Below are 12,847 nucleotides of genomic sequence, written 5' to 3' on the forward strand. Positions count from 1 at the left end.
GGGGGATCTCCTTGATCAGGCTGCGAGATTCCCGAAGCAGACATATTTCGCTTCGAGATATTCGGTGATGCCGTGGCGCGAGCCCTCGCGGCCGAGGCCCGATTGCTTCCAGCCGCCAAAGGGGATCGGCGCCCCGGTGAATTTTGGCGTGTTGACCGCGACCATGCCGTATTCGAGCTGGTCGGTGAGCCGCATCGCACGGCGCAGGTCGTCGGTGTAGACATAGGCCGCGAGCCCCATCTCGGTGGCGTTGGCCCGGGCGACGACCTCGTCCTCGTCATCGAAAGGCAGGATCGCAGCCACGGGTCCAAAGGTCTCCTCGCGCGCGATCGTCATCGCATCGGTGACATCGGCGAGCACGGTCGGCTGGACGAAATTGCCACTGAGCGGACTGTCCTGCCCGCCCGTGACGATCCGGGCGCCGGCCGCGACTGCCTGCGCGATCTGCTGGCGGCATTTTTCCGCGACGGAGGCCTTGGTCATTGGCCCGATATCGGTGCCCTCGGACAGACCGTGTCCGACCCGCAAGCGCGCAGTCGCCTCGGAGAAGGCCGCAACGAAGCGCGGATAGGAGCTGCGCTGGACATAGATGCGGTTGGCTGCAAGGCAGTCCTGTCCCGAAGTTGCGAATTTCGCTGCGATGCAGCCGGCGACGGTGGCAGCAAGCGGGGCATCGTCGAAGACGATGAAGGGCGCGTGACCGCCGAGTTCGAGCGAGGCCCGCTTGACCGTCTGCGCCGCCTGCCCAAGCAGCAGCCGGCCGACCTCGGTGGAGCCCGTGAAGGAGAAGGCGCGGATATCGGTGTGAGACATCAGGCGATGCGACAATGGCGCGGCCTCGCCGGTGACGATCTGGAGAACGCCGGCGGGCAAGCCGACCTCTTCCGCCAGCCGGGCAAGCGCCAACGCGGACAGCGGCGTCTCAGGCGCAGGCTTCACGATCATGACGCAACCGGCAGCCAAGGCCGCGCCGGCCTTGCGCGTGATCATCGCGCTTGGAAAATTCCAGGGCGTGACGGCCGCCGCAACCCCGATCGGCTGCATCTGGACCGAAAGCCGGCTTCCCGGCAGGTGGCTCGGAATCGTCTCGCCATAGGTCCGCTCGCCCTCGGCCGCGAACCAATCGAGGAAGGCAGCCGCATAGGCGATCTCACCATGCGACTCCGCCAGCGGCTTGCCCTGTTCTGCCGTCATGATGACGGCGAGGTCGTCGGCATGGCGGCGCATCGCGGAGGCCCAGTCGCGCAGCAGGAGCCCGCGTTCGAGAGGAGGGCGCTCACGCCAGGAGCGTTGCGCCTGGACCGCGGCGGCAACGGCCTCATCGACCATGCCAAGCTCGCAGGAGGCGACCTCCGCGATGGTCTCGCCGGTTGCGGGATCCGTGACCGGCTGGCGCAGCAAAGCGTCGCGCCATGCGCCATTCACAAAAGCCCGGCTCTGCAGCAGATCGGCTCGCGCGAGCCCCTTCAGCGCTTTCGCGGATATGCCCTGCATCAAGATCCTCCGGAACCAGTGATTGACCTGCGCTGGAAATTATCGCGGGCGGCGCAGCTCTTTGCTGTATAATCGGCGGTGCTGCGCCGAATTTCGGCGTTGGCTCCCCCTTTCGCGCAGGATTTCTGCATGACTTCGCTCGACAGCCTCGATCGGCGCCTTCTCGCTGCCGTCCAGCAGGACAACAGGCTGACCACCGCCGAACTCGGCCAGCAGGTCGGCCTCTCCGCCACTGCCTGCCAGCGTCGGCTGAAGCGGCTGCGCGACGAAGGCGTCATCGAGGCCGACATTGCAGTGGTCTCGCCCAGGGCCGTCGGGCGTCCGGTTTCCATGCTGGTGCTGGTGACGCTGGAGCGCGAGCGCGCCGACATCGTCGACCGCTTCAAGGCGTCGATCCGCGCGACGAAGGAGGTGATGATCGGCCTCTACGTGACCGGCGACGCCGATTTTGTGCTCTATGTCACGGCCAGCGACATGGAAGATTATGAGCGCTTCACGCGCCGGTTCTTCTATGAGAACCCTGACATCAAGGGCTTCAAGACGATGGTGGTGATGGACCGCGTGAAGGCGGGCTTCGCCCTGCCGATCGAGCCCTGAGCCCAAGCCGGGCAGCGCCTTCGCAGCGCCGTCATCGGTGAAGTAGCGGGCCGGATCATCCCGATATCCGTCGGCATGCGCGATTTCGCAGGAAGAGCGCGCCTCTCCATCCGCTTTGCCACAGGAAGTTCTCTCAGTGCCGGCTCGCTACGAATCCTGACGGGGATCATGACCGCAGGAGATCGAAAACGATGGCCGCATCCAGGACTGGCAAGACGGCGCTGCTATTCGCGTTCGCGTGCGCAGGGCTTCTGGCGCTGTCCCCGGCTGGCGCCCAATCCTTACCCGGCGAGGGCAGGACCGTCCGCATCGCCATCGGCGATACGCTGGGTGCGACGCGGATGCATGACCACATCCTCGAAACCGCGTTCCGGAAGCTGGGCTACAAGACCGCCGAAACGCAAATCAACGCGACATTATTCTTCCAGGCCGCGGCGTTGGGCGATCTCGACATGCTCAGCGGGCTCAATTTTCCGCAGCGCGAGCCGCAGTTCAAGACGGTCGAAAGGCAGCTCGCCACGGTCGGCGACGGCACCATCATCGAGGGCGGCATCAACGGCTATCTCATCGACAAGAAGACGGCCGACGCCAACAATATCACCCAGCTCGACCAGTTGAAGGATCCCAGGATCGCAGCAGTGCTCGCGGCAGACGGCAAGGTCAATCTGATCAATTGCGACCCGGGCTGGTCCTGCGGAGACGTCGTCGAGTACCAGCTCGACAAGTTCGGTCTGAAGAACACGATCAAATCCGTGCGCGGCAAATACGAGGCGCTGATGGCCGAGGCGATCGGCCGGGCGCTGCGCGGCGAGCCGACGCTCTACTATGCCTGGAGCCCGTCCTGGGTGATGGACAAGCTCGTTCCGGGCAAGGATGTGGTCTGGCTGCCGACGCCGTTCGATGCGGTTCCGCCCAATCTCAAGGTCTCGACCAGCGCGCTGGTTTCCGGCGTCAAGGGCTGTGCCGGCGGGCAGGATCCGTGCCGCATGGCGCTCGGCCAGTGGAACTATCTGCCTGTCGCCAACCGCGACTTCCTAGCGAAGAACCCCGCCATCCGGCGCTTCCTCGAACTCGCCCGCTATCCCCGCGACACCTGGGCGAAATGGGAGGGCGTCATCGCGGCGGACAGCTCGCCACGCGCCATCAGGGCCGCCGGCGACAGCTGGATCAAGGAGAACCAGCCGCTGTTCGATGGCTGGATCGCCGAAGCGACGGCGGCCCGCTAGCGTTTTCGAGCGAGGCAGACACAGGTTCGCGAGAAAAACACGTCAAAACAATGCTCTAGGGCGCTGTTTTGATCCGACAAGCCAGCTTACGAGAAGAAATGAGGGACTTCGTGGACAACGCTCGTGAGATGAACGACGTCGGCGAGGCGATCGATGCGATCGTGCAGGATATCGCGCCCAAGCTGATCGGCATCAGGCGCGATCTGCACGCCCATCCCGAGATTGGTTTCGAGCTGCAGCGCACCGCCGGCATCGTCGCCGCCGAGCTCGAGCGGCTCGGTATCGCCTGCCGCACCGGAGTGGGGCGCAGCGGCGTCGTGGCGGACATCGTCGGCGGAGCGCCGGGTCCTTGCCTGGTGATCCGGGCCGATATGGACGCCCTGCCGATCCAGGAGATGACGGGCCTCGCTTATGCCAGCACCATCCCCGGCCGCATGCATGCCTGCGGGCACGACCTCCACACCGCAACGCTGCTCGGCGTGGGGGCCGTCCTCAACCAGCTCTCGGACAAGTTGCGTGGCACGGTGAGGCTGGTCTTCCAGCCCGCCGAGGAGACGGTCGACAGTGGCGCTGCCGCGATGATCGCCGACGGCGTGCTCGATGGTGTCGACATGGCATTGGGCTTCCACAACGAACCCGGCCTGCCCGCCGGGACGGCCGCCTACACTCGCGGGGCGAGTTTCGCCTCGGCGGACAGCTTCCAGATCACCATAGAGGGCCGCTCCGGCCACGCGGCGCAGCCGCATGAGGCTGTCGACCCGATCATGGTTGCCGGCTATCTCCTGACGCAGTTGCAGACCATCGTCTCGCGCGAGATCAACCCGATCCGCAGCGCGGTCCTCACCGTTGGCCGGATCGAGGGCGGCGATGCCTACAACATCATCCCCGACAGCTGCATGATGGCAGGCACGATCCGCACGCGCGCGCCCGAGACGCGCGACGTCATGGAAGCGGCCGTTCGCCGGATCTGCGCCGGCACGGAGATCATGCACCGCGTGACATGCAGGCTCGTCTATAGTCGCAACCTGCCTCCGGTCATGAACGATGACGGCTTGCTGGATCGCACCATCGCGGCGGTTCGCATGCAGGGCGGGGCTATTGACCAGATCGACGGCGGATTTGGCGCCGAGGATTTCGCCTTCTTCTCCGAGCGCGTGCCGTCGTCGCATCTTCGGATCGGCTCCTCGCAGCCCGGCCGGCGGGACCGCGTCCACAACTCGAACTACCAGCCGGACGAGAGCTGCATCGCAGATGGCGTGCTCGCCTTGTCGCGCACCGCCATGGAGTTGCTGAACTAGAGCGTTTTCGAGCGAAGTGGATACCGGTTCGCGCGAATAAAGTGCGTTAAAACAAAGAGATACAGATGTTTGACGACCTAATCTGATCGGAAACGGCTCGAGCCGGGCCGATCGGTGGCCGCACTCCGGTTCGCTCCATCCCACATCGCGTCAGGTGCACACCCATTCGCGCACCGCGCATTGCGTGCCTGTCCGCTCGCAGGCCTGAACGGCCTGATCCTCGGCCTGCTGGCGCGTCGGCGCCGCCTTCGCGCTCCAAGGTGTGATGCGGTCGCTCTTGTCCTTTGCCACAGCGAGCGCGCCGCAGTGATGATAGGGAAACCCGGTGCGGTCATCGTCGTCCCAGTGGCGATGATTGCGGAAGACGCTCACGACGACGCAGTCCTCGCCTCCGGCCCGCCGGCAATGCGCGAGGGCCAGATCCGCCGCCTCTTGCCGCTTGTCCGCGCCCCAGAAGAAGCCGTGCTTCTCGTTGGCGCTCGCATAGGCGATCGCCGCCCAGATGCCGCTCTCCTTGGTCTGGGGCGGGACAGGTCCCTTGATCGGCCCGGCCGGCAGATCGGCCGCGCCTAGTTGCCCCGAACAGGCGAAAAGCACACCGATCGCTGCAATGGCAGAGCGGAGTTTCATCATGAGCTCCTTACTGTCGCGCGGCCGCGGCCACGGAGACGACGACGCAGCCATTCCCCGTCGGGAGAAGCAGTGCGTTTCCGCCATTATTGGCGAGGGCGTAGACGGCAATCTGCCCGAGATTGCTGGCGAGCTTGCTGCCTTGCGGGAGAACGGCCGGAATCTCGGCGCATGAGGCGGAGAAAGGCGCCACCCGGACCATCGTGCCTTCGCAGGTCGATTGCGTCGGTGCGGCGAAAACGACGCCGGCGGCCGGCCCGCTATAGTTCTGGGTGGTGTAGCTCATGCCGACCAGGGCCTGCACGGCATGGCTATCGGCGGCCTCAACGTTCCAGGACGACTGAACGTCGTATTTGGCGCCATTCGTCAGCAACTCGCCGAGAACGGGGAACACCGTGGAGCAGCTCTTCAGGCCCGCCTGCCTGGCGTGCAGCAGGAAGGGCGTTTCGGGGCGGGATCGGTCGGCTTTGTTCGTTTCCGCGATCGCCGGCTGCGCGAACAGGTCACGGATCGAGCCATAGTTCAGCGAGCCATAGGCAACTCCGCCCAAGGCGGCGATGCCGATGACCGAATAGATCGCGACCTTGGCCCAGTTGCGCCTGGGTACGATCAGGTCGCTATTGTCGAGTCGGACCGGACGGCTCTGCTGTCGCGACATAATCCGGTCATGGATGGATTGCTGATTCATCGGGATCGCCTGTTCATTTGATCGCCTCGACCGCTTTCGAGAGCCCTTTGAGGGTGGCAGCAAGCGTCACCGTCGTTCCGCTGGTCGTTTCATAGGAGACCTCCGGGGCTGCGCTCTTCGCGATCTGCTCGCGCACTGCCGGCCCGACGGGCAGCATTCCGACGCAGACCGCGGCGTTGCAGCCATCCAACTCGACCTTGAGCGGGTTGGCCTGGCCCTGAAACCGCAAGGCGACCAGTCCGGGGTATTTCGCATCCGAGGTGGTGCGCAGGATCATGTAGGGTTTGCCGTCCTTCGTGGCGGCAAGCGACCAGCTGAAAGCCAGGCGACCGGCCGAATCCTCGATGGTCTGGGTCACGTTGCAGATCTTTTGATGCGTCTGCAGGTTTTCGTCGCAGATCAAGATCCAGTTTTCGAAAGGCTGAGTGATCCGGCGGTAGCTGCCCAGCTTCGCATTGGCAGGCAAAGCTACGTCGGAGGGTTTGACCCTGTAGTCGGAGCCGGCCGGCATCTGCCCGGCCGAGTGCTGGCCGGACAGGAGCACGCAAGTCACGGCCAAGCCAATGACCATGGCGGAAACGGATAGGGCGCGCCTGCCAGCCATGCCGCCCTCAGTTCAGCGTGACGCTGATGCCTGCGCCGACGCCCCATTCGCCGCCGGTAGTCGCGCCGGTCAGGTTGGCGCGGACGCGGCCGTTCTCGCTGGTGTAGCCGGCGCCGAAGGCAAGCGCGCCTTCGCCACGCCAGACGCCGCCGCCGGCCGCCGCGCTGAACTTGCCGGGACGATCGTCGAAGCGCAGCGACGCCGCCGCCAGCCCGACCGCGGCCGCCTGCCGGGCTTCCTGGCGGGCTGCACGAATCTGCTGGTTGAGCTGCCCGAACTTCTGGTCGGTATAGTTCCTCGCCGCATCGGCCACGGCCCCCATCTGGCTGTCGGTATAGGACTTGGCCTCGGCGACGCCCCTGTTGAGCTGATTGACGTTGACGGCGTCGGTTCCTTTCACGCCCTCGGCGACATTGGAGATGACGACCGGCGCATTGGGATCGCCGCCCTGCAGGGTGAGGCTGTTCTTCTTGCTGCCATCGATATTGAGGTCATAGAAGACGGCGCTGTTGTTGATCGAACCGATGCCGCCCTGCACGCTCTCCAGTGCCAGATTGGTCGCATAGAGCTGCGAGCCGTTGATCGCGTCGGTGCTGGTCGCCGAGATGCGGCCGGCGGCGACATTCGTCAGCGTCCGCTCCGCGCCGACATCGCCAATGCTGACGGTGCCGACCGGGGCGGCGCCGGCGAAGTTGTAGGTCGTGCCGCGGATCGTGGTGCTCGCAGTCGCCACCGTCGCCTGTGTCGCCGAGCCCCCGCCAAGCGCGACGCTGTTGGCGAAATTACTGGTGGCGCCCGCGCCCAGCGCCATGGATTGAATACCGCCTGCCGTCGCATTCGTACCGAGCGCGACGCCGTCGGCCAGCATGACATGCGCGTTCTGGCCGATGGCGGTTCCGCCCGGCGCGGTCAGGTCGACGATCGCGCCATTGCCCATGCCGATGCCGTTATCGCCGTTGACCACGGTCCTCGGGCCAACCGCGATCGACTCCGCCCCAACGGAAAGCGAGTCCAGCCCGGTCGAATTGGCGTGGAAATACATGCTGGGCGTCGTCGCGACCGAAGCGATGGCGCCCTGGAGCTGGCGGATCGTCACGGCATCCTGAGCCTGCGTGCCATCCGCGACATTGGTGATCTGGCGGTACGAGGTCGCCGTGCCGACCGAGACCGCGCCGAGCAGCGTCTTGTCGGTGGTATTGTACTGGATGATCGCCGAACCCGCCGGCAGCGTGCCGGTGAGGGGAGCCAGCGCGCGATCGGAGATCGAGCCGGAGCCGAGCGCGACGCCGCCCAGGATGGTGGCCTGGCTGTCGCGGCCGAGCGCCAGCGAATTATCGGCCACGGCGGTCGCCTGGTAGCCGACGGCGGTCGCCGCGATGCCTTGAGCGAAGGAATCGGTGATCGCAAGCGTCCGGTCATTGGTGCGGACATAGCGGATGCCCTCGCCATTGGCGTCGGTGTAGACGGTCGAGACATTGCCGGCGATGTTTGTGATCGTCGTGCCGAGCGTGGCGATGTCGGTCGTGTTCACCGTGACCTGCTGGTTGGTCGCGAAGAGCTGCGAGCCGTTCACCGCATCGGTCGAGGCGGAGGTGAGCTGCCCGGCCGCGACGTTCTGGATCTGGCGCTCGGCGCCCGCCGAGCCGACCGAGAGGGCGCCCGCAGGCGTCGCGCCGGCGAAGCTGTAGGCCGTACCACCGATCGTCGCGCCCGCCACCGCCGTCGTCGTGCCCGACACCGAATTGAGGCCGATGGCGACGTCGCCAGTGTTGGTGGCGACCGCATTGGGGCCGATGGCGACGGAATTCGTCCCCAGCGCCTGCGAATCCGGCAGGGTCGAGTTGGCGTGGAAGTATTTGATGCCGCCGCCGGTGCTGATGTTGTTGACGGTGACGCCGATGGCGTCGACGGCCTGGTTGGTCGCGAAAAGCTGCGAGCCGTTGATCGCGTCGGTCGAGGAGCCGCTGATCCGGCCTGCCGCGACATTGGTGATGGTGCGCTCGGCGCCCACCGCGCCGACGCTCACGGTCGAGCCCGGCGTCGTGCCGGCGAAATTATAGGTCGTGCCGTTGATTACGGTGCTCGCCGTGCCCACCGCTGTATCCGAGACCGAGCCCGAGCCCAAAGCGACATCGCGGGCGTTGGTGGCGACGGCCGTGTCACCGAAGGCGACCGCGCCCGCGGCTCCCGCGCGGCTGAAATTGCCGATCGCCACGGAGCCCTGGCCGATGGCGACATTGTTGTTGCCGATCGCGACCGCGCCATTGGCCTGGTTGGCGGCGGTGGCGCTCGCTGTGCCGTCAGCATTGGCGATGTTGTTCGCGCCGCCGGTGAAGGCGCCGGTGCCGCTGGCGAAGCTGGGATCGCCGATCGCCACCGCGCCATCGCCAAAGGCGACATTGCCGGCGCCGATCGCCACCGCCTTGCCGCCGGTCGCGGTCGCGCCGGTGCCGATGGCCACCGCGTCGGCGGAGTCCGCAGTAGACTGGAGACCGACGGCGATGGCGTTGGTTGCAGTCGCCTGGCTTTCGCGTCCGATCGCAAGGGCGTCGTTCGCAGATGCCGTCACGTCCGTGCCGATGCCGATGGCGCTCTGTCCACTGGCGCTCGTCGCAAAACTACTCGAGCCGAGATAGACGGAGTTTATCCCGGTCGCCCTCGTCCCAGCGCCGATAGAGACGGCATTCTGGGCGTTGGTTTGGGCCCCGCGGCCGAGCGCGGTACCGTTGATTCCGCTGGCGGTCGCGCCCAGTCCCAGTGCGGTCGCGTTCGCGGCGGTCGCCGTGGCGTTGTTGCCGAGTGCCGTGGTGGAGACGGCTGTGGCCTGGGCTCCCGACCCAGCCGCGACCGCGCCGACTCCACTCGACACGGCCGAATTACCCAGGGCCAGCGCGAAGTTGCCAGAAGCGCTGGCGACGTTGCCGAGCGCTGCCGAGTTGACCCCGCTGGCATTGGCCTGAGGGCCGACCGCAACAGTATTGTCGGCGGTTGCCATGGCATGGAAGCCGATCGATGTCGTTGTATTGGCGGCGACGCCGATGCCGGCATTGGTTCCGATCGCAATATTATCATTACCCGTCACCAGGTTGCCCGCCGAAGCCGAAAGCGTGCCATCGTAAGTGACGGTGCCGTCGCCGGTTCCCAGGGCGAGGTTGCGTGCTCCGGTAACGCCCGAGCCGGCGCCTCTCATGGCGCTGGGAATGCCGCTGCCGACGGCGGTATTCTGTGCGCCGCTCACGAGCGTGCCGGCTGCGACGCCCATCGCAACCGAACTGGAATTGCCAACGGTTGAGCCGGCGCCGGCGCCCTGTCCGACCGCAACCGTGCTGCTGCCGATCGCGAGAGCCTGCGCGCCGAGCGCGAGCGAACTGTCTCCAGTGGCCCGGGCGCCGTTTCCGACGGCGGTGGCAGCACTATTTGTCGCTTGGCTGAGGCTGCCGATGGCGACAGCATTGGTGGAGGTTGCCTGGCTCGATACGCCAACGGCCGTAGCGGCAGCGCCGGCAGTGGCCGCGGTGCCGATGGCAGTCCCGTTCGCCCCGTTGGCAGTGGTGTTGACGCCAAAGGCCGATGCTCCATCCGCGAGTGCACGGGCGTTCCCGCCTATGGCGAGGGCATTGACGCCGGTCGCGTTCGCGAAAACGCCCATGCCGATGGCGTTGAGGCCATTGACACTCATCGAATAGCCGATGGCGATCGAAGCATTGCCCGTTGCGCTGTTGGAGGTGCCCAACGCCACGCTGTCCTGGCCATTCGCTTGGACACCAGTACCGATGGCGGTTGCGGCGACGCCAGTGGCCGTGGCGCCACAACCGATAGCTGTGCTGCTTAACGCTGCAGAGGGAGACGTGCAATTCGCGGTGTTGGTCAGAACCCCATTACCGATGGCGAGCTGCGCGAAAGCCGCCTGCGGGGCCATGATCCCCATGACGGCAAGCAAGGCCGGCCCGCCGACGCCCAATGTCCCGAGCCCCAGACCTTTGCGATCGACGCCGAGCACGCGATGGGCCAGGCGCAGCACCGCCATCAGCCGGCGGCGGAGCGAGCGGCTCTCGCCGCCGCCTGATACCCAATTGCCGGCGAAGCCGCCACGGAACCCACTCTGCGCGTGCCGGTCGGTGCAGTCAGTCATCAGCTCACTTGCGATCATCAGCCCACTTGCTCCTTAAGCCCGCTCGACAGCGTGCGATGCGCCGGATCGGCCCCGGCGTCTGTGTGGTCGTTTCGATCGCGCTGTTCGGCCAGCGTCATTCCGATTTTGGTTCCGTGCTCTTCCGCCAGGTCAAAGGCTCTTTCGACCCATGGCTGGCTGGGTTCAGGAACGGCATGCAAAGCCGCATGGGCGCGCTCGGGCGGCAGCTTGCGCCCGACGAGTTCACCACAGACATTGAAATGAAGCGCTGGCTCGCGCTCGGCGTAGAACGGCGAGCTCAGACCAAGGACGAGGCGGGAGAACAGAAAATCGATCTCCGCCGCAGTCAATCTCTCAGCGTATTGCGTCTGAAGCGCAGCCCATGCTGCGTCGACTTTTGAACAAATTACTTCAAATTCAGAAATTAATTTGCTCATATTCTGGTCAATCACCGCGTTGGTTGCTTACTTGAGCTTCCGTTGCGTACTCATGACTGCTCGACCAGGTAAAGCGCCAATTTGGCCTCTTTGAAGACACGAAATCAGCGCATTGAATTCGTGACATGACCAAAGCAGGGTAAAGGCCAGAAAAATCGGGAAAAAATCGAGAAACGTAGCAGCGCAGGCCGCCTGTCATGCATCGCCGCGCAATCCGTCATGCATCATCCCGGCATATGGTATGCCGCTGAATCATGGCGGATCCAGCCATTCGCTGGCCGGACGGGGCGTCTGCGCGGCAAGGCGGCTTGCCTTGGTCGCCGATCGGCGCCTTCCCGCCTTGCCCGGCAGCGCTCTCGTTCGCGCTATGCCGGCCTTGGCGATTCGGCATCCCCGACGTTCGACGAAATCGCCTCAAGGCCTGGATCCGCGGGATCGGGAACTGTCTATCCTTCTCCAGCTTGACCGGAACGGGCTTCGCGATGTCCGAATGCTCTCAAAGCATCGCAGACGACGTCTGCGAATGCCGCGGCAGCGGGCGAAAGGTTGCGATCGGGCAATTTGCAGCATGCGAGCACGTTCTGCGAGAGAAGGGCGTCCTTGATCTCGACATGAACGAGCCGCGGCCGGCCGTCCTCCCTTTGCGCCCGTCCCGTCACGATGCTGATGCCGGCGCCGTATTCCACCAACGAATGGATCAGCTCGAAGGAGTTTGTCTCGACGAGAGGATGGATCTGCGCATTGGAGCCACGAAACGCGACGTCGAAGATCTGGCGCAGAAACCCCGAGCCGTCCGGCAGGATGAGGTTGAAGCCAGCGAGGTCGGCAAGCGTAACCGACGAGCGCGCAGCGAGCGGATGATCGGGCGAGGCGGCCAGGTACATCCTGAGAGAGACGCTCTCCAGGCAGGACAACTCGACATCCGAAGCAAAATTATAGGCGACCGCGAAATCGATATCGCCATCCTTCAACCGCGAAACGAGGCCGCGCGTACTATCGACCCTGACTCCGAACGTAATGCCCGGATGTGTCCGGTTGAACGTCTTGATCGCCCCCGGCAATATGGAATTCACGACGACATCGTTGAAGCCGATGGTCACATGCCCGCGCTGCAGTCCTTGCAGCGCAATGATTTCATCGTTGGCGATGCGCAGTTCATTGATCGCCGAACGCAGGCGGAACTGCAGGATGCGGCCTGCATCCGTCAATTGCAGCCCTGCGCGACCGCGCGCTCTTTCGAACAGTTTCACGCCGAGGTCGGTCTCGAGGTTGCTGACCTGCCGGTTGATCGCCGACGCCGCGATCCGAAGCGATTCAGCCGCAGCACGAAAGGAACCTCGCTCGGCCACCTCGGAGAAGTAGCGGAGCGTGGTCGAACCCACCAATTTAGGAATCACCGAATGCTCCGATAGCGGTGCAACCTCCTGGCTTTCCGTCGAAAATTCACAGGCGTTGCGATGTCTGATGGCTCGGCGCCCCCGCGCCGCTCTCCCGATAGAGGCGTTATGACGTAAGGCGACTGCAATCGGCTGTGCCGGCAGACCCGCTCAGATGGTTAATGTTCCGAATTTCGAACCTTTTCCTGACTTTTGACACCAGGCCCGCGCTGGGAATGCGGCAGACGCACAGATCGGAATGGCTCGCCGCCATTGAAGAGCCTGGGCTCAGTCTAATGCATGCTCGGCTTGCGCGAGATCAATGAGTGGTGCCGATTTCGAGCAAAGATAGCGCCAAGCATGAC

10 protein-coding genes are annotated in these 12,847 nt (G+C 65.0%); 3 read left to right on the forward strand and 7 right to left on the reverse strand.

The annotated features are described in order from the left end of the window. Window positions 1-15: 15 nt before the first annotated feature. Window positions 16-1,494, reverse strand: coding sequence for an NAD-dependent succinate-semialdehyde dehydrogenase (locus BMZ97_RS02930; RefSeq protein WP_092165266.1), 1,479 nt, complete (start codon window positions 1,492-1,494; stop codon window positions 16-18). Between the two features lie 129 nt (window positions 1,495-1,623). Here BMZ97_RS02930 and BMZ97_RS02935 point away from each other — a divergent pair, with 129 nt between their 5' ends. The 3 genes from BMZ97_RS02935 (at window position 1,624) to BMZ97_RS02945 (ending at window position 4,615) form a co-directional block, all read left to right on the forward strand. Then, window positions 1,624-2,091 carry an Lrp/AsnC family transcriptional regulator gene (locus tag BMZ97_RS02935; RefSeq protein ID WP_092165268.1) on the forward strand — a complete coding sequence of 156 codons (468 nt, stop codon included), beginning with the start codon at window positions 1,624-1,626 and terminating at the stop codon, window positions 2,089-2,091. A gap of 191 nt (window positions 2,092-2,282) precedes the next feature. After that, window positions 2,283-3,317, forward strand: coding sequence for a glycine betaine/L-proline ABC transporter substrate-binding protein ProX (gene proX / locus BMZ97_RS02940; protein WP_092165270.1), 1,035 nt, complete (start codon window positions 2,283-2,285; stop codon window positions 3,315-3,317). Between the two features lie 110 nt (window positions 3,318-3,427). Continuing rightward, on the forward strand, window positions 3,428-4,615 hold the full coding sequence (locus tag BMZ97_RS02945; protein ID WP_244546208.1) for a M20 metallopeptidase family protein: 1,188 nt from the start codon (window positions 3,428-3,430) through the stop codon (window positions 4,613-4,615). Between the two features lie 150 nt (window positions 4,616-4,765). Here the strand turns inward: BMZ97_RS02945 and BMZ97_RS02950 are convergent, their stop codons facing one another. The 6 genes from BMZ97_RS02950 to BMZ97_RS02975 all read right to left on the reverse strand — a co-directional run bounded on the left by BMZ97_RS02950 (window position 4,766) and on the right by BMZ97_RS02975 (window position 12,503). Continuing rightward, on the reverse strand, window positions 4,766-5,245 hold the full coding sequence (locus BMZ97_RS02950; RefSeq protein ID WP_092165274.1) for a DUF4189 domain-containing protein: 480 nt from the start codon (window positions 5,243-5,245) through the stop codon (window positions 4,766-4,768). Window positions 5,246-5,255: 10 nt separating this feature from the next. Then, window positions 5,256-5,933 (reverse strand): hypothetical protein, encoded by a 678-nt coding sequence (locus BMZ97_RS02955; protein ID WP_092165276.1) that lies wholly within the window; start codon window positions 5,931-5,933, stop codon window positions 5,256-5,258. A gap of 13 nt (window positions 5,934-5,946) precedes the next feature. Then, entirely contained in the window at window positions 5,947-6,537 is a 591-nt protein-coding gene (locus tag BMZ97_RS02960; protein ID WP_092165278.1) for an invasion associated locus B family protein, read from the reverse strand. A gap of 7 nt (window positions 6,538-6,544) precedes the next feature. Continuing rightward, complete coding sequence (locus BMZ97_RS02965) at window positions 6,545-10,669, reverse strand: YadA-like family protein (RefSeq protein ID WP_092166556.1); 4,125 nt, start codon at window positions 10,667-10,669, stop codon at window positions 6,545-6,547. Window positions 10,670-10,686: 17 nt separating this feature from the next. Next, window positions 10,687-11,121 carry a hypothetical protein gene (locus tag BMZ97_RS02970; protein ID WP_244546209.1) on the reverse strand — a complete coding sequence of 145 codons (435 nt, stop codon included), beginning with the start codon at window positions 11,119-11,121 and terminating at the stop codon, window positions 10,687-10,689. A 431-nt stretch (window positions 11,122-11,552) separates the two neighbouring features. Next, on the reverse strand, window positions 11,553-12,503 hold the full coding sequence (locus tag BMZ97_RS02975; RefSeq protein ID WP_092165282.1) for a LysR family transcriptional regulator: 951 nt from the start codon (window positions 12,501-12,503) through the stop codon (window positions 11,553-11,555). Window positions 12,504-12,847: the final 344 nt, after the last annotated feature.

Origin of the sequence: Allobosea sp. OK403, from assembly GCF_900113835.1 — a bacterium.
In the GTDB taxonomy this organism is placed as follows: domain Bacteria; phylum Pseudomonadota; class Alphaproteobacteria; order Rhizobiales; family Beijerinckiaceae; genus Allobosea.

Excerpts from the sequence above, each read along its gene's own strand:
- BMZ97_RS02955 (WP_092165276.1), bottom strand. The coding sequence starts at position 5,933 with ATGAATCAGCAATCCATCCATGACCGGATTATGTCGCGACAGCAGAGC.
- BMZ97_RS02935 (WP_092165268.1), top strand. The coding sequence starts at position 1,624 with ATGACTTCGCTCGACAGCCTCGATCGGCGCCTTCTCGCTGCCGTCCAG.
- BMZ97_RS02930 (WP_092165266.1), bottom strand. The coding sequence starts at position 1,494 with ATGCAGGGCATATCCGCGAAAGCGCTGAAGGGGCTCGCGCGAGCCGAT.
- BMZ97_RS02965 (WP_092166556.1), bottom strand. The coding sequence starts at position 10,669 with ATGACTGACTGCACCGACCGGCACGCGCAGAGTGGGTTCCGTGGCGGC.
- BMZ97_RS02950 (WP_092165274.1), bottom strand. The coding sequence starts at position 5,245 with ATGAAACTCCGCTCTGCCATTGCAGCGATCGGTGTGCTTTTCGCCTGT.
- BMZ97_RS02960 (WP_092165278.1), bottom strand. The coding sequence starts at position 6,537 with ATGGCTGGCAGGCGCGCCCTATCCGTTTCCGCCATGGTCATTGGCTTG.
- proX (WP_092165270.1), top strand. The coding sequence starts at position 2,283 with ATGGCCGCATCCAGGACTGGCAAGACGGCGCTGCTATTCGCGTTCGCG.